General features: G+C 70.5%; 15 protein-coding genes and 1 pseudogene. 5 read left to right on the top strand and 11 right to left on the bottom strand.

All coding sequences use genetic code 11. The annotated features are described in order from the left end of the window. The first annotated feature begins 16 nt into the window (after positions 1 to 16). Positions 17 to 1216, top strand: a complete 1200-nt coding sequence (locus tag IE212_RS14280; RefSeq protein WP_190198177.1) for a pyridoxal phosphate-dependent aminotransferase — start codon at positions 17 to 19, stop codon at positions 1214 to 1216. Positions 1217 to 1290: 74 nt separating this feature from the next. Here IE212_RS14280 and IE212_RS14275 read toward each other — a convergent pair whose 3' ends face one another. Both IE212_RS14275 and IE212_RS14270 read right to left on the bottom strand, forming a co-directional pair. After that, positions 1291 to 1554 carry a type II toxin-antitoxin system RelE family toxin gene (locus IE212_RS14275; RefSeq protein ID WP_190198176.1) on the bottom strand — a complete coding sequence of 88 codons (264 nt, stop codon included), beginning with the start codon at positions 1552 to 1554 and terminating at the stop codon, positions 1291 to 1293. Beyond that, on the bottom strand, positions 1547 to 1816 hold the full coding sequence (locus IE212_RS14270; RefSeq protein ID WP_107466709.1) for a type II toxin-antitoxin system Phd/YefM family antitoxin: 270 nt from the start codon (positions 1814 to 1816) through the stop codon (positions 1547 to 1549). Before IE212_RS14270 ends, IE212_RS14275 begins: the two co-directional genes overlap by 8 nt. A gap of 52 nt (positions 1817 to 1868) precedes the next feature. On the opposite strand from IE212_RS14270, the pseudogene IE212_RS34935 reads away from it, so the two are divergent. Beyond that, positions 1869 to 1985: pseudogene (locus IE212_RS34935) on the top strand (aminotransferase class I/II-fold pyridoxal phosphate-dependent enzyme); the annotation flags it as partial. Between the two features lie 79 nt (positions 1986 to 2064). Here IE212_RS34935 and IE212_RS14265 read toward each other — a convergent pair. The 3 genes from IE212_RS14265 to IE212_RS14260 form a co-directional block, all read right to left on the bottom strand. Beyond that, entirely contained in the window at positions 2065 to 2886 is an 822-nt protein-coding gene (locus tag IE212_RS14265) for a hypothetical protein (RefSeq protein ID WP_190198175.1), read from the bottom strand. A 283-nt stretch (positions 2887 to 3169) separates the two neighbouring features. Next, positions 3170 to 3304 carry a DUF397 domain-containing protein gene (locus IE212_RS34930; RefSeq protein WP_229864324.1) on the bottom strand — a complete coding sequence of 45 codons (135 nt, stop codon included), beginning with the start codon at positions 3302 to 3304 and terminating at the stop codon, positions 3170 to 3172. Continuing rightward, the gene (locus tag IE212_RS14260) at positions 3264 to 4181 is read right to left on the bottom strand and encodes a helix-turn-helix domain-containing protein (RefSeq protein ID WP_190198334.1); all 918 of its coding nucleotides are present in this window, start codon (positions 4179 to 4181) and stop codon (positions 3264 to 3266) included. Before IE212_RS14260 ends, IE212_RS34930 begins: the two co-directional genes overlap by 41 nt. A gap of 176 nt (positions 4182 to 4357) precedes the next feature. Here IE212_RS14260 and IE212_RS14255 point away from each other — a divergent pair, with 176 nt between their 5' ends. Further along, positions 4358 to 4810 (top strand): ATP-binding protein, encoded by a 453-nt coding sequence (locus IE212_RS14255; RefSeq protein ID WP_190198335.1) that lies wholly within the window; start codon positions 4358 to 4360, stop codon positions 4808 to 4810. A 2-nt stretch (positions 4811 to 4812) separates the two neighbouring features. On the opposite strand, the gene IE212_RS14250 is transcribed toward IE212_RS14255, so the two are convergent. The 4 genes from IE212_RS14250 to clpB form a co-directional block, all read right to left on the bottom strand. Continuing rightward, positions 4813 to 6258 carry a C40 family peptidase gene (locus IE212_RS14250; RefSeq protein WP_229864301.1) on the bottom strand — a complete coding sequence of 482 codons (1446 nt, stop codon included), beginning with the start codon at positions 6256 to 6258 and terminating at the stop codon, positions 4813 to 4815. A gap of 351 nt (positions 6259 to 6609) precedes the next feature. Beyond that, complete coding sequence (locus IE212_RS14245; RefSeq protein ID WP_190198174.1) at positions 6610 to 7503, bottom strand: serine hydrolase domain-containing protein; 894 nt, start codon at positions 7501 to 7503, stop codon at positions 6610 to 6612. A 308-nt stretch (positions 7504 to 7811) separates the two neighbouring features. Then, positions 7812 to 8339, bottom strand: coding sequence for a YbjN domain-containing protein (locus tag IE212_RS14240; RefSeq protein WP_190198173.1), 528 nt, complete (start codon positions 8337 to 8339; stop codon positions 7812 to 7814). A 156-nt stretch (positions 8340 to 8495) separates the two neighbouring features. Beyond that, positions 8496 to 11093: an ATP-dependent chaperone ClpB gene (clpB, locus tag IE212_RS14235; protein WP_190198172.1), complete on the bottom strand. Its 2598-nt coding sequence runs from the start codon at positions 11091 to 11093 to the stop codon at positions 8496 to 8498. 137 nt (positions 11094 to 11230) lie between these two features. On the opposite strand from clpB, the gene IE212_RS14230 reads away from it, so the two are divergent. Next, complete coding sequence (locus tag IE212_RS14230) at positions 11231 to 11647, top strand: pyridoxamine 5'-phosphate oxidase family protein (protein WP_190198171.1); 417 nt, start codon at positions 11231 to 11233, stop codon at positions 11645 to 11647. Between the two features lie 167 nt (positions 11648 to 11814). Here the strand turns inward: IE212_RS14230 and IE212_RS14225 are convergent, their stop codons facing one another. Then, positions 11815 to 12150 (bottom strand): Rieske (2Fe-2S) protein, encoded by a 336-nt coding sequence (locus IE212_RS14225; RefSeq protein ID WP_190198170.1) that lies wholly within the window; start codon positions 12148 to 12150, stop codon positions 11815 to 11817. Positions 12151 to 12441: 291 nt separating this feature from the next. Here IE212_RS14225 and IE212_RS14220 point away from each other — a divergent pair, with 291 nt between their 5' ends. Beyond that, on the top strand, positions 12442 to 13464 hold the full coding sequence (locus IE212_RS14220; protein ID WP_190198169.1) for a helix-turn-helix domain-containing protein: 1023 nt from the start codon (positions 12442 to 12444) through the stop codon (positions 13462 to 13464). Between the two features lie 30 nt (positions 13465 to 13494). On the opposite strand, the gene IE212_RS14215 is transcribed toward IE212_RS14220, so the two are convergent. Next, the gene (locus tag IE212_RS14215) at positions 13495 to 14535 is read right to left on the bottom strand and encodes a helix-turn-helix transcriptional regulator (protein WP_190198168.1); all 1041 of its coding nucleotides are present in this window, start codon (positions 14533 to 14535) and stop codon (positions 13495 to 13497) included. Positions 14536 to 14678 lie beyond the last annotated feature (143 nt).

Genomic DNA, 14678 nt, shown 5'->3' with positions numbered 1-14678 from the left:
GGGGCTTCGGCGCAGGATGACCGGCATGACCTCCAGCGCGCGCCCCCTCCTCAACCGCCGGCTCGCCGAGTTCGGGACGACGATCTTCGCCGAGATGTCGGCCCTGGCCCTGAGCACCGGCGCCATCAACCTCGGGCAGGGCTTCCCCGACACCGACGGCCCCGAGGAGGTCAGGGAGGCCGCCGTACGGGCCCTGCGGGACGGCCGCGGCAACCAGTACCCGCCCGGCCCCGGCGTCCCCGAGCTGCGCGCCGCGGTCACCGCCCACCAGCGGCGCCGCTACGGCCTGTCCTACGACCCCGACACGGAGGTCCTGGTCACCGCCGGGGCCACGGAGGCCGTCGCGGCCTCCCTGCTGGCCCTGGTGGAGCCCGGGGACGAGGTGATCGCCCTGGAGCCGTACTACGACTCGTACGCGGCGTGCATCGCGATGGCGGGCGGGCGCCGGGTGCCGGTCACCCTCCACGCGCACGAGGCCGAGGGCCGTTTCCGCCTTGACCTCGACGAACTGCGCGACGCCGTCACCGACCGCACCCGGCTGCTGCTGATCAACACCCCGCACAACCCGAGCGGCACGGTCCTCACCCGCGAGGAGCTGGCAGCGATCGCCGAGCTCGCGGTGGAGCGGGACCTGCTCGTGGTCACGGACGAGGTGTACGAGCACCTGGTCTTCGACGACGCCGAGCACGTGCCGCTGGCGACGTTCCCGGGGATGCGGGAGCGCACGGTCACCATCTCCAGCAGCGGCAAGACGTTCTCGTTCACCGGCTGGAAGGTCGGCTGGGTGACGGCCTCCCCGGAGCTGGTCACGGCCGTGCGCTCGGCGAAGCAGTACCTGACGTACGTCTCGGCGGGCCCGTTCCAGTACGCCGTCGCCGAGGCGCTGTCACTCCCCGACTCCTACTTCACGGACTTCCGGGCCGACATGCTGGCCAAGCGGAACCTGCTGGCGGCGGGCCTGGAGGAGGCCGGTTTCCGGGTCTACCGCCCCTCGGGCACGTACTTCATCACCACCGACATCCGCCCCCTCGGCGAGACCGACGGCTTCACCTTCTGCCGCGCCCTGCCGGAACGCGCGGGTGTCGTCGCCATCCCCAACGCGGTCTTCTACGACCACCGCGAGGAGGGCGCCCCGTTCGTACGGTTCGCGTTCTGCAAGCGGACGGGGGTGCTGGAGGAGGCGGCAGAGCGGCTCCGCAAGGCGTTCGCGCACTGACCGCTGCCCTATAGGGCCGGTCGTCGCATTCCTCTCCTCGTTGCCTGCCGTGCCTCACACGCCCGGAGGAGCGCTCAGGTGTCATAGACGGTGGAGCGATGCCCGACGTGTACGACCCACACCACCAGTTCGCCGTTGTCGATCGTGTAGATCACGCGGTAGTCGCCCACCCGGAGGCGGCGGCGGTCGGGCTGGGAGACGAGGGCCGAGGTGTTGAATCCCGTCGGGTCGCTCTCCAGCTCAGTCAGCTTGGCCAAAATGCGGAGGGCCATGTCTCGCGGGACCTTGCGGAGTTCGGCCTGAGCCTCGGCTCGGAAGACGGTGCGGTACTCACTCACTGCGCGCCAGCGTCTCCCTCATGATGTCCTCGATCGGGATGCCGGGTGCCGGGTTGGCCATGCGCTCGTCGATGATCCGGTTGATCTCGCGCTCTTCCCACTCCTGGTACTTGCGCAGCACCTCGATGGACACCACGGCGGCGACCTGCTTGCCGCGCCGGGTGATGACGGTAGGTACGTCGTCTCGGTCGGCTCGCTCCACGACCTCGGCCAGGTGCGCCCGGACATCGCGGATGGACTCTATCGGCATGGGCTGTGTCATACACCCAAGTGTACCGAGTGTCCCATGTGTACACAACGGCTCACTGCTCAGGGGCCCGTTCCAGTACGCCGTCACCGAGGCGCTGTCACTCCCCGAGTCCTACTTCACCAACTTCCGGGCCGACCTGCTGGCCAAGCGGAACCTGCTGGCCGCAGGCCTGGAGTCCGCGCCCTGCCGAGGAGGGCGCACCGTTCGTGCGGTTCGCGTTCTGCAAAGTGTCATTGCACCAACGGAGCCCCTCCACCAACTCAACCGGCCGCACGCAGGTGTTCCTCGCCAAGGCGGTCACGGCAGCTCCGGCAGTGTCCGGGCTCCGGGGCTCGGAAGGCGCGCTCGCAGCCGTCGCAGGTCTGGAAGGGAAGGACGGCCGGGCGCTCGCCCGGCGAGGGGGGCGGTGCGGGCAGCGGCGTTTCGCGGAGGCGGAAGGCGAGGACGCTTGCCGGTCGGGCGCGGAAACGGTCGGGGAGCCGTGCGGTCAGCAGCTCGGTGATCTCCCGTGGTCCGACACCGGCCGCGAGCCACTGGGCGACGGCCGGAGCCAGGCGGGCGGCCTCCTGCGCGGAGAGGACGAGTCGGGGGTCGATCCGGCGCAGGGCGGTCAGCACGGCGACGGCCTCGGGGTCGCGGTCGGCGAGTGCGGGCGCCGCCTCCTGCGGGGGCGGGGTTTCCTGGGATGTCGGCCGGGGCCGGGGCGGCTCGGGCGGTCCGTCGTCGGGGGCACCGCCGGGTACGTCGTAGAAGTAGGTCCGGGTACGGACCTGCCCGGTGGGCGTCCGTTCGCGGCGGCGCTCCAGGTACCCGGCGGATTCGAGTTCCCTGAGCGCCCGCGAGATGAGGATCTCGCCCTCGCTGAAGTGCTCGCACAGGGCGGCGATGCTCACGGGTGAGCCGTCCGGCAGGGAGGAGATGTACGCCGCGACGCCGATCGTGACCGCGCTGCCGCGTCGCTGGACGAGGGCGTTGGAGAGCACCGTGAAGTCGGCCGTCAGCCGGGTGCGTACGTGGATCACGCCGGAGGTCGGAGCTCCGGCGTCGGCGCGCAGGCGCGCGTTAGACTGCGAGTCAGCCATCGGGAAGGGGCTTTCTTCCTGATCGGTCAGGCCCTCGATCGGGATTGCCGTCCCGGCCGGGGGCCGTCGTCTGTGTGAGGTTGTCGCCGCGAACGTAACGGCCCGTTACCCGCCGCTGCAAGCCGGTCACTCGCACGGGTGACGGCCGCCCTCCGGCGCCGGGAGGGTGGGTGGGCGGGTAGTTCTTTCCCCGGTTCTTTCCGGAGGTCAGCGGCCCGCCGGGCCCTCGCGGACAAGGGCCCGGTGAGCCCGGAAGACGGACGGCGACCGGAGGCCGGCTGCCTCAGGAACGGCCGCGACCGGCCTTCAACTCGCCTATGAAGGCGGCCCAGGCGGCGGCTTCGAAGCACAGCGCCGGGCCCTGCGGGGCCTTGCTGTCACGGACGGGGACGACGGCCCCCTGGAATCCGTCGGCCACCTCCACGCAGTTGCCGCCCTCCTGATTGCTGTAGCTGCTCTTGCGCCAGGCGGCGCCGTTCAGATCGGGACGGGACCTTCGCTCCACGGTGGTTGTCCTCCATCACGGATCGGATCATGTCGAGCGACATGAGCGGGGGCAGAGCTGCCGCCCGCAGCCGATCGTAAGTCAGAGCGAAACTCCTGACCTCGGCCGGATCCTCGACGAGTTGGCCGTAGTGCGCGCCTTCCGTGTAGGCGACCTCCGAGCCGTCGGGCATGGTGAGCACCGTGAGCGAACCGCCCAAGACATCGTGCTCTCCCTGGGCGAACGGCAGTACCTGCACGGTGATGTGGGGTTCCCTCCTGGTCCTGAGCAGTCGCTCCAACTGCTCACGCATCACCACCTGTCCCCCCACGGGACGCCGGAGCACCGCCTCGTCGAGCACCACCCACAGCTCGGGCCGACCGGGCGTGCGGAGCCGCTCCTGCCGTCCCATGCGAAGGGCAACCCGCTCTTCCAACTGCTCCTCGCTGCCGAGCGTCCGACCGACGCGCAGCACCGCACGGGCGTAGTCCTCGGTCTGCAACAGGCCGGGCACCACATGAGCCGCGTACTCGCGGATGGCCACCGCCCGCTCCGAGTACTCCATGAACTTCCGCGACCAGTCCGGAAACGCCTCCCGGTACACGTGCGGCCACAGCTCAACGAGCAACTCGTCCGCACCGAGGGCCGCGTCCAGCGCTCGCGCCAGATCCAGCGTCGGTTTCGCCCCGGACGCCCGCTCGACCTGTGTGATCCGCGTGCTCACCACGTGTGTCCGGTCGCCCAGCTCGGCCTGCGTCAGTCCCGCCGCCGTCCGGAGTCTGCGCACCCGCGCACCGAACAGCGCCGCCATCGACGCACTGGGGTCAATTCCGTTGGCCAAGGCATCACTTCCGTTCCTTACTGCCTCAAAAGTAAGGCTGTACCACCTGTCGAGCGTAGGACGATCCGCCGATCCTTGAGTACGGAACGTGATGACTCGTGCGCGTTGCGAAACACTTCGGCTCGACGGAAAGGGACGAACAGGCCGTGCTGACAGAAATCGCCACCCCGGGGGACGAGCATGAACTCCAGCCGCTCACTGCGCGGTTCCCCTCCTCCCCGCATGGTGCGCAGCTCGCCCGGCGGCACGCCGTCCGGTGGATGGAGGAACGGGGTTACCCGTCGGCGTCGGACACCTCCTGCGCCGTCGCCCTCGTCGTCGGCGAACTCGCGGCGAACGCCGTACAGCACGGCCGTGTCCCCGGGCGGGAGTTCGGTCTCCGGCTCGCCCTCGACCGGGCAGCGGGCCTGCTGCGTGTCGAGGTCGCGGACGCCGCCGCCGCGAAGCGGCTTCCGGCGGCGGCGCCGACATCGTGCCCCGAAGGCGAGTCCGGCCGGGGACTGCTCCTGGTGGACGCCCTGGCCGTGCGCTGGGGGTCGGCGCCCCGCCGCCCGGTGGGCAAGACGGTGTGGGCTGAGCTTTGCCTTGAAGGAGCTTGACGTCAGGCCGGGCGGACCGCGCCCCTGATCGCCGACTGGCCGGCGAAGAACACCGACTCCTCGCGGATGAGCGCTCCGGGGCCCGGGGCGTGGATCATCATGCCGTCGCCGCTCCAGATGCCGACGTGACCGAGGTCGTCGTGGAAGAAGACCAGGTCTCCGACCTGGACGTCGGCGAGCGGGACCTGCATTCCCGCTTGCCACTGGGCCTGGGTGGTCCGGGGGAGCGTGACGTCGGCTGCCTTCCACGCGGCCTGGGTGAGACCGGGGGCGTCGTACGATCCCGGCCCGACTGCGCCCCATACGCAGGGCCGGCCGATCTGCGCCCGGGCGAAGGCGACCACCCGCTCGGCCTTGGTGCTGTGGCCGGCGTCCTGCGACAGCCAGGAGCCTCCGGTGGCGCCAGGTGCCAAGGCGGTGGAGGGGGCGGGCGCGGCGGCGGACGGCTCGATGGGCACCACCGGAGCGGGAGCCGCCGGAGCAGCAGCCACCGGAGCAGGAACCACCAGGGCCGGGGCCGCCGGGACAGGAGCCGCCAGGGCGGACGCGGCGACGTCCGGCAGGCCGGCGCCATAGGTCGCGGTGGTCAGGTCCGCCGCGGGAGCGGGGGCGTAGTAGGCCGTGGGGTCGGTCGGCAGAGCCGTGGGATACGTCGTAGTCGCGTCGGTCGCCGGTCCGGCACCGTACGGCTCCATCACGCTGGTCGGAAGGTCCGCCTGGAGAGCACCCGCGGCAGGGTCCGGGACGGTGGGCATCGCCGCGGTGGACTGCAAACCGGGCAGCGGGCCGGACAGCGGATCGGACAGCGGATCGGGCAGCGGGCTGGACACCGGGGCGGGCGCAGGTGCGGGCTCGTACAGCGGCCACGCCGCCGCGTCGCCGCCGCCGAGGACCGGCAGTGCGCCGTCGTCAAGCCGGGCGCTCCCGTCCGGCCTGGACTCGCCCGGCAGCGCCGGTGCGACACGCTGGGCGGGGATCTCCGGGAAGGATCCACGCTGGGCGGGCATCTCCGGGAGGGATCCGGTGGCCGGTGCCTGAGCCGTTCCGGCGGTCAGCTCCCGGGCAACGCCGGCAGGCGCCTTGGGCGCCTTGGGTGCTTCGAGGGCGAGGGGTTCCGCGGGGCGTTCCGCCGGGCGCGCCGGTAGCGCGGACTCGAGTGCGCGGTCGGGACGGGCCGGCAACCTGTCGGCCGGCAGCGTCGCCGCCAGGGTCGGGCCCGCGTTGGTACGCGCGGCGTTGAACCACTTCCGGGTGAAGGTCCCGGCCGCGGGACCCATGTCCTCCTGGGCCTGGCCGCGGGGGGACGCGCCCCGCTGGCGCGGGATCGAGGCGGCGGAAGCGGCGCGGGTCGCGTTGAACTTGCCCGTGTCGTTCTCGGCCCGGTCGTAGAGGCTGTTGATCCGCCTGCGGACCTCGTCGGGGCTCGGGGCCTCGCTCTCATTCACCACGGGAGTCGGCCCTGTTCGCGAAGTCGGTCGCCTCGGGGCGCGTGATTCGTTCCGACGCCATGGGCAGGGCGCTCCTTCCGTTCCGAAAGCGCACGAGACCACCCGCCAATCGATGGAAGTCGTGCACGCGATGGTCAACTTAGCAAACTTGTGAACCTTACGTGAAGATTGAAGCTCTGAAGTGCCGCACCTGGCAGCCGCTTTGGGGTGTCGCGGGCGCCCGAGAGAAGTCAAGGGGGCAGGCGGAAGCGGTGGCGTACGCGGCCTACCAGGGAACGGGGCCCGCCGCCGCGGCGCTCTCCGCGGCGACAGCCGAGGCCGCCGTGGCGAGCAGGACGGCGCTGATGCCCGTTACGGCGGCAGCTCGGATGTGTGCACGCATGTGCCCGTTTCTGGATTCACTGGGGGCTGCGCTGAGCGCAGGTATTCCAGGCCCGTGCGGTCCGTCCCGTCGGGCGAGCCGCTCAGACGGTGGACCACCGTCCAGCGGCCGTCAGGCACGGCGCCGGTGAAGCAGGACGCCGTGCCGGTCGCCCCGTTGTGCCAGATCAGGGGCAGCGGCCCCGAACGTTGCCAGCCGAGGCCGGGTTCTCCGAGCGAACGGTCGAGTACGAGACCGGTCAGCACACGAGACAGCGTGCGAGGGCTCGCCCACAGGCCGCCCGCGGGCAGGATGGCTCCCGTCATGGTCCACGGTTTCACCCGGCGGCCGAACCATCCGGTCGGCAGCAGACTGCTGTGCTCGGGCGGCCGGGCGGTCATGGCTTCTCGCGGCAGGCCGAGCGGGGACAGCACGTGCACCGCGACGAGCTCGTCGTATTCCTGTCCCGTCGCCGCGGTCAGCGCCGCACCGAGCACCGCGTAGCCGAAGTTGGAGTACTCCACGCGCTCGCCGGCGGGGCCCTCGGTGAGCCGGTCGAGACCGGCGAGCAGCCGGCGCAGCCGGTCAGCGGTGAAGTCCCGGTACGGGTCGCGGCGGGAGATGCCAGGAGGCAGGCGAGGCAGGCCCGAGGTGTGCTCGGCGAGGTGGCGCAGGGTGATGCCGGTTCCCGACGGGACGTCGAGCCATCGTTCGACGGGGTCGTCGACCGTGAGGACACCTTGCCCGGCCAGCTGCTGCAGGATGGTTCCGGTGATGACCTTGGTGAAGGAGCCCACCTCCGCGTACTTGTCGGGATCGTGCCCGCCGGTGACGATCGGATCGGCGTGGGAGCTGCCGATGATGCAGGTGGGGACGGTGCGCATCGCCCTCACCCCGCCGCTTGGGGAACGGGCGCAGGGGCCGGGGTGTCACGTTCCGGTGTGTCCTGGTCGGTGACCGCCGGGATGCTCCCGGTCTCCTTCCGACCCATCCCCGCCATCACAATCGCTACGCCCAGTAACCGGCGCACCCCCTGCCCCCTTCTCCTGCGATCTTCAGTTTGCGGCTCACTCTACTCATCGCAAACATCGGCGCCGGGCTGGGTCCGCCCGTTCACGAAAAGGCAAACGGCGCGTGCAGCACGTACCTGTTCGTACGCGCCGACGCGCCGTGCGGGGCCCTGCGGGAGGGCCTACTCGTCGTCTTCGGGCTTCTCCGCCTCGTTGATCTCCTGCTCAAGACCGAGCTGCTCGACAAGCCACTTGTCGAACTCGATCGCGGCCCGCACCCAGCTGACCGTCGAGGAGACGAAGTGCTCAAGGCTGACGCCCATGCCGATCAGCATCTGGGCCTCGCCGATCAGGCGGACCGTGCCGTCGTCGTGGGTGTGGCTGTAGACCTTGGGCCACAGGGTGCGGCGGTTCCAGTCGTCGATGGACTCCAGGAGCTGCGGCTTCAGCTCGATCCCGTGGGGCCGGTCGTAGAACGTCCGCACGGAGAAGACCTGCTGGTCTCCTTCACCCCGGAACATGAAGTAGGTGCGGAACTGCTCCCACGGCGCCGCGAGGTCTCCCTCGTCGTCGACGACGTACTTGAGCTCCATCTGGTCGAGGAGCTGCTTCACGAGGTCCTGATCCGGGACGACGGGGCCCGCCGGTCCTTGGGGCTCCGGCTCTGGCTGGCCCCCGAAGTTCGGAATCGAGGACGGGTCGATGGTCACCGTGAATTTCCCTTCGTACGGATTCCGCCATCCTCCCCCATGCGGGGAGGGGGGTGGCAAGCCCCGACTACCCCGCTAAGCCCATGGCTGACACGATCCGGTCAGCCGGAACCCTCAGGTGCGGGGTACCACCCTCCTCCGGCGTGATGTACGGCCCTACAGCGTCTTGCCCGTGGCCGGCCCGACGATCAGCTCGTCCCCGACACGGTCCACCCGGACCGTGTCGCCGTCCTTGATCTCCCCGGAGAGGATCTCCTTGGCGAGGCGGTCCCCGATGGCCGACTGGACGAGCCGTCGCAGCGGGCGCGCGCCGTACGCCGGGTCCATGCCCTCCTCCGCGAGCCAGGCCAGGGCCCCCTCGGTGATGTCGAGGGTGAGGCGGCGCTCGGCGAGCCGCTTGGCCAGGCGGTCGATCTGGAGCTTCGCGATGCGCTCCAGCTCGGGCTTGGTCAGCGCGGAGAAGACGACCAGGTCGTCGAGGCGGTTGAGGAACTCCGGCTTGAAGGAGCTCCGTACGACCTCCAGGACCTGTTCCTTCTTCTCCGCCTCACTGGTGATCGGGTCGACGAGGAACTGGCTGCCGAGGTTCGACGTCAGCACCAGGATGGTGTTGCGGAAGTCGACCGTGCGGCCCTGGCCGTCCGTCAGCCGTCCGTCGTCCAGCACCTGGAGCAGGATGTCGAAGACCTCGGGGTGCGCCTTCTCCACCTCGTCCAGCAGCACCACCGAGTACGGACGGCGGCGCACGGCCTCGGTGAGCTGGCCGCCCTCCTCGTAGCCGACGTATCCGGGCGGGGCGCCGACCAGCCGGGCCACGCTGTGCTTCTCGCTGTACTCCGACATGTCGATGCGCACCATCGCCCGCTCGTCGTCGAAGAGGAAGTCGGCGAGGGCCTTGGCCAGTTCGGTCTTGCCGACACCGGTCGGGCCGAGGAAGAGGAAGGAGCCGGTGGGGCGGTCCGGGTCGGCGATCCCGGCACGGGACCGCCGTACCGCGTCGCTCACCGCCCGCACCGCCTCGGTCTGGCCGATGAGCCGCTTGCCCAGCTCGTCCTCCATGCGCAGCAGCTTCTGCGTCTCGCCCTCCATCAGCCGCCCGGCCGGGATGCCCGTCCAGGAGGCGACGACGTCGGCGATGTCGTCGGCGCCGACCTCCTCCTTGACCATGGTGTCCTTGGCGACCTCCTCCTCGGCCTCGGAGGCGGCCTCCAGCTCCTTCTCCAGGGCGGGGATCTCGCCGTAGAGCAGCTTGGAGGCGGTGTCGAAGTCGCCGTCGCGCTGGGCGCGCTCGGCCTGGCCGCGCACCTCGTCGAGGCGTTCCTTCAGCTCACCGACCCGGTTGAGGGACTGCTTCTCCTTCTCCCAGCGGGCGGTGAGGCCGCGCAGCTCCTCCTCCTTGTCGGCGAGGTCGCGGCGCAGCTTCTCCAGGCGCTCCCGGGAGGCCGCGTCGGTCTCCTTGCCGATCGCCAGCTCCTCCATCTTCAGCCGGTCCACGGCGCGCTGGAGTTCGTCGATCTCGACGGGCGAGGAGTCGATCTCCATGCGGAGGCGGGAGGCCGCCTCGTCGACGAGGTCGATGGCCTTGTCGGGCAGGAAGCGGGAGGTGATGTACCGGTCGGAGAGCGACGCGGCGGCCACCAGCGCGCTGTCCGCGATCTGCACCTTGTGGTGGGCCTCGTACCTCCCCTTGAGCCCGCGCAGGATGGCGATGGAGTCCTCGACGGTCGGCTCGGCGACCAGCACCTGCTGGAAGCGCCGCTCCAGGGCGGGGTCCTTCTCGATCCGCTCGCGGTACTCGTCGAGCGTCGTCGCGCCGACCATGCGCAGCTCGCCGCGCGCCAGCATGGGCTTCAGCATGTTGCCGGCGTCCATGGCGGAGTCGCCGCCGGCACCGGCCCCGACGACGGTGTGCAGCTCGTCGATGAAGGTGATGATCTGCCCGTCGGAGTCCTTGATCTCGGCGAGGACGGTCTTCAGCCGCTCCTCGAACTCACCCCGGTACTTGGCCCCGGCGACCATGGCGCCGAGATCGAGCGCCACGAGCCGCTTGTCCTTGAGGGACTCGGGCACGTCCCCCTTGACGATCCGCTGCGCCAGCCCCTCGACCACGGCGGTCTTGCCGACGCCGGGCTCGCCGATGAGGACGGGGTTGTTCTTGGTCCGCCGCGACAGCACCTGCACCACGCGCCGGATCTCCTGGTCCCGGCCGATGACCGGGTCGAGCTTGCCTTCCCGCGCGGCGGCGGTGAAGTCCGTCCCGAACTTCTCCAGGGCCTTGTACTGCCCCTCGGGGTCGGCCGTGGTCACCCGGCGCTGGCCCCGCGTCTTCTGGAAGGCGGCCTGCAGCTTCTTGGCGTCGGCCCCCTGCTGGGACAGCACGTCACCGGCCGAGCCGCCCTTCGCGGCGATGCCGATGAGCAGGTGCTCGGTGGAGAGGTACTCGTCCCCGAGCTCCTTGGCGCGGGCCTGGGCGTCGGCGACGACGGCGAGCATCTCCCGGTTGGGCTGCGGCGGCGCCACCGTCGACCCGGTCACGCTGGGCAGCCCGGCGAGCACGCGCTCGGCCCCGGCGCGTACGGCCGCCTGGTCGGCGTCGACCGCGGCGAGCAGGTCGGTGATGTTCTCGTTGTCCTGCCCCTGGAGCAGCGCGAGGAGCAGGTGGGCGGGGGTGAGGTCGGGGTGTCCCTCGGTCACGGCCCGGTTGCTGGCCGCGTTGATCGCGTCCCGGCTCCGGTTGGTCAGCTCGGCGTCCACGTTCGCGTTCTCCTCCTTGCGTGCAGCGGGGTGTCACGTCCACAGGGCAGTCAGACTGACTCAGTCAACGTGCACAAAGTTGAGTCTATTCCACTCAAGGCCGGTCCGGGAGGTCCGGGGAAGCTAAGTTCCGGGGCATGGCGACCAAGTACTCCGTGGATCCGGGCGCTCCGGACCCGCCGTACCTCAGCTTCTGGCGGGAACGGCACGTGTGCACCCTGACGACTCTCCGCCCGGACGGCACTCCGCACGTAGTACCCGTCGGGGTCACATACGATCCCGCGGCACGTCTGGCTCGAGTGATCACCAACAGGGCGAGCGCGAAGGCGCGGCACGTGCGGGCGGCCGGGGAGGAGGGGGCGGCTGTCGCCGTCTGCCAGATGGAGGGCCGCCGATGGGCGACGCTGGAGGGCCGGGCCTTCGTCCACGGCGACCCGGAACGGGTGGCGGAGGCGGAGCGGCGCTACGCGGAGCGCTACGGCAGGACGCCGTCGCCGAATCCGGCGCGCGTGGTCATCGAGATCCAGCTGACGCGAGCCATGGGGCGAGGTTGACAGAAGTGAATATCCACACCGCGGACCGACTGGTTCCAGCCACGGCGCGCGTGCGGTGATACCCGGAAATGTCGCCGAAAACTGCAGCGGCGTCACCGTGTTCAGGTCACGGTGACGCCGCTGCGGGGGGAAGTACCTGAGCGATCTTTTACGACGGGGGAATCGCGTCAGGCACTGCGGGGGGTGGCAGAGATGGTCCTCGGGGCAGGGGAGTCGGCCTCCACCTGCTGGTGGTCCCTTTGGTCCAGGTTCACAAAGATCATTCCGTACCGTACGGCGCACCGGACGGGCTGCGGCGCCCCCCGAGGCCGCCGCAGACATCGGTACGCCCGTACGTCTCCGTCCTCGTCCCGCGTGACGACGACCGGCTCTCCGAACACGGTCACCATCAGCGAGTCACCGTTGTGGGGGATGGCGGTGACCAGGTCGATGAAGTGCCAGCCGGAGCGGTAGGCGGTGGCCATCTCGCGGCGGAAGGAGCGGTCGTCGGGTGGAGTGGTCACGTCAGCGCTCCGAGTCCACGACGATCGCCGGCCAGTGACTGTCCGCCAGGACATCGCTCGTGACACTCGCCGGCCAATGGCTGTCCGCCCGGGTATCACCCTGCACGCCGGAGTAACCCATCACCCCGATGACCGCGACGGCAGAGAGAGCGGCAGCAAGCACCGAGCGAAGCAGTCTCTTGCGCATAGTCGGCTTCGTCCTCACTTGTGAGTCTCCTCTTCCCCCGTCATGTAAGACGATGGCTCATTCGAACACTTCATGGCCACACAATCGGTGCATCATGTTCCTGCATGTTCAGGACCCTGGGGGGTGGAGATTTCGTGGCAAATCCGACTAAGGCGACGCATCCCCATGCGGTCACCGAGCTGTGCGAGGAGGGCAGCCGACTTTATGCGGATGCCCTGCGTGCGGGGCGGATCGCCCGAACGGACGTGACCACCGCCCCGTGCCTCCTGGAGTTCGCCCTCCTCCACCCGGACCCGGACGACGAGGAGTTGCTGCGTCCGGTGCCGCCGACGGTCGCGCTGACCGAGCGGCTGCATCCCATCGAGCGCGACATCGCGGAGCGCCGCGAGTTGTCCATCAGGATCGCCGACGCCTTCGAGCCGTTCATGAACCTGGGCATCCCGGCAACGGCGATCGACCACTCGATCACCGTGCTCGAGGGCGGTGACCGAATCAATGCGGCCCTCAACCTGGCCACGGCACAGAGCCAGGTCGAGATGCTCACCATCCAGCCCAGCGACGACCGCTTCTCCGAGCGCAGCCTCACCCAGGGACTCGAGAGGGACAGAGCCCTGATCGAACGGGGAGTCCGGATACGGACGCTCTACCAGCACACGGCGCGGTACAGCCCTCAAAAGCTGGCGTACGTGGCCCAACTCGCCAACGGCAAGGCGGAGTACCGCACCATCGACGAGGTGGTGGAACGCCTCATCGTCTGCGACGAGACGGTGGCGTTCATTCCCGCCCGCGACGACCAGCAGGTCGCCCTGGAGCTCCGTCATCCCGGGCTCGTCCGGTACCTGGTCAAGGTCTTCGAGTTCATGTGGAGCCGTTCCGTGCCGCTGAGTGCCGGCGCCCCCTACGAGCCGGTGGCGGACGGCATCACGGACATCCAGTACTCCATCGCGAAACTCCTGGTGGAAGGTCATGTGGACGAGGCCATCGCCCGCCGCCTCGGAATGAACGTGCGCACGTGCCGAGCCCACATCGCCAAACTGGCCTCGCTGCTGGGCAGCGGCAGCCGGGCACAACTCGGCTACCTCATAGCGCAGTCGGGAATCCTGGAGCGGGAGGGCGCGCCCCAGTGAGCGCGCCGCACGGTGAGCGACCCGGTCGCCTCATCGGGCAGTGCGGGGCTCGCGAGCAGGAGAGCCGAGGGTCGGGGACGCCGCCCGTGACGCTCCGTCCAGCCCCGCCTGGGCGATCCGCACCCCCAACTGCGTGCGGCTGGCCGCCCCCAGCGTCTCCGACAGGCGGGCGATGTGCGCCCGGCAGGTCCGCACGCTGATCCCCAGCCGCTCCGCGATCACCGCGTCCTGGTGGCCCTCCGCCAGCAGGGCGGCGATCGACTGCTCTCGGTGGGAGATGCCCTCGATGCCGGTGTCGGGCAGCGGCGCGGTCAGGGGGATGGCGAGGCGCCACAGCCGCTCGAAGACCGTGACCAGGTACTCGACGATCGCGGGGTGCCGCAGCTCCAGCGCCATCGTGCGGTCGGTGTTGGCGGGGATGAACGCCACCGTCCTGTCGAAAAGGATCAGCCGGTCGATGACTTCGTCCAGGGTGCGGGTCTCCACCGCGTCGCCCATCAGCTCCAGGTAGTTCAGCAACCCCTGCCCGTGCCGGGCGACGTGCGTGTACAGGTCCCGCATCCGCACGCCCCGGCCGCGCAGCGCCAGCGCCCGGTGCAGGCCCTCGGAGAGTTCCGCCTCGCGGCGGATGCCGCCGGGCTGCACGGTGAGCACCTCGGTCGTGCAGGCCTGCGTCGCCTCGTCCATCGCCGCCTGGATCCGGGCGAGTCCGTCCAGGACGCGGATCGCCGAGCCCTCGCCCGCCGACGGGGTCGACCGCACCTGGCGGCCGAGCCCGGCGTACCACTCGACGGCCGCCACGGCCGAGCCCACCCGCCGCTGACTCGCGCTGACCTCGTCGTACATCCCGCGCAGCAGCCGGGTCATGACCTCCTGAGGGGAGGTCGGCACCAGCCAGTCCATGTCGTCGGGGTCCGGGTGCAGCAGGGCGAGTTCCAGCAGACAGGGCACCGGCTCGGCGTCCCGGCGCGGCACCCGGCCCCGCCGTACGGCCCGGGAGTACACGCGGTCCCCGGCCTCGCACAGCCGGTCAGCACCGTGTGGATGCCCCTCCGCCCAGCGCCCGGCCATCGCCCGTCCCACCCCCGGTCTCGCCGCCTTCCGCAGCGCAACTATGCGCGGCCGGGACCTGCTCCGCAACACGGCTCCCCCACGCCCGAGTGCCGTTTCGGGCCGGTCGGTCCCCCCATCCGCTCGCTCCCGGTGGCCGGTTG

It is taken from the genome of Streptomyces djakartensis (assembly GCF_014651075.1).
GTDB lineage: Bacteria > Actinomycetota > Actinomycetes > Streptomycetales > Streptomycetaceae > Streptomyces > Streptomyces djakartensis.
The sequence above is the reverse complement of the archived record's forward strand: the minus strand, read 5'-3'. Positions and strand labels throughout refer to the sequence as shown.

Bases quoted from the DNA above. Each gene is read 5' to 3' on its own strand.
- IE212_RS14280 (WP_190198177.1), top strand. From the start codon at position 17: ATGACCGGCATGACCTCCAGCGCGCGCCCCCTCCTCAACCGCCGGCTC.
- IE212_RS14270 (WP_107466709.1), bottom strand. From the start codon at position 1,816: ATGACACAGCCCATGCCGATAGAGTCCATCCGCGATGTCCGGGCGCAC.
- IE212_RS14265 (WP_190198175.1), bottom strand. From the start codon at position 2,886: ATGGCTGACTCGCAGTCTAACGCGCGCCTGCGCGCCGACGCCGGAGCT.
- IE212_RS14215 (WP_190198168.1), bottom strand. From the start codon at position 14,535: ATGGCCGGGCGCTGGGCGGAGGGGCATCCACACGGTGCTGACCGGCTG.
- IE212_RS14230 (WP_190198171.1), top strand. From the start codon at position 11,231: ATGGCGACCAAGTACTCCGTGGATCCGGGCGCTCCGGACCCGCCGTAC.
- IE212_RS14245 (WP_190198174.1), bottom strand. From the start codon at position 7,503: ATGCGCACCGTCCCCACCTGCATCATCGGCAGCTCCCACGCCGATCCG.
- IE212_RS14260 (WP_190198334.1), bottom strand. From the start codon at position 4,181: ATGGCGGCGCTGTTCGGTGCGCGGGTGCGCAGACTCCGGACGGCGGCG.
- IE212_RS14220 (WP_190198169.1), top strand. From the start codon at position 12,442: ATGTTCAGGACCCTGGGGGGTGGAGATTTCGTGGCAAATCCGACTAAG.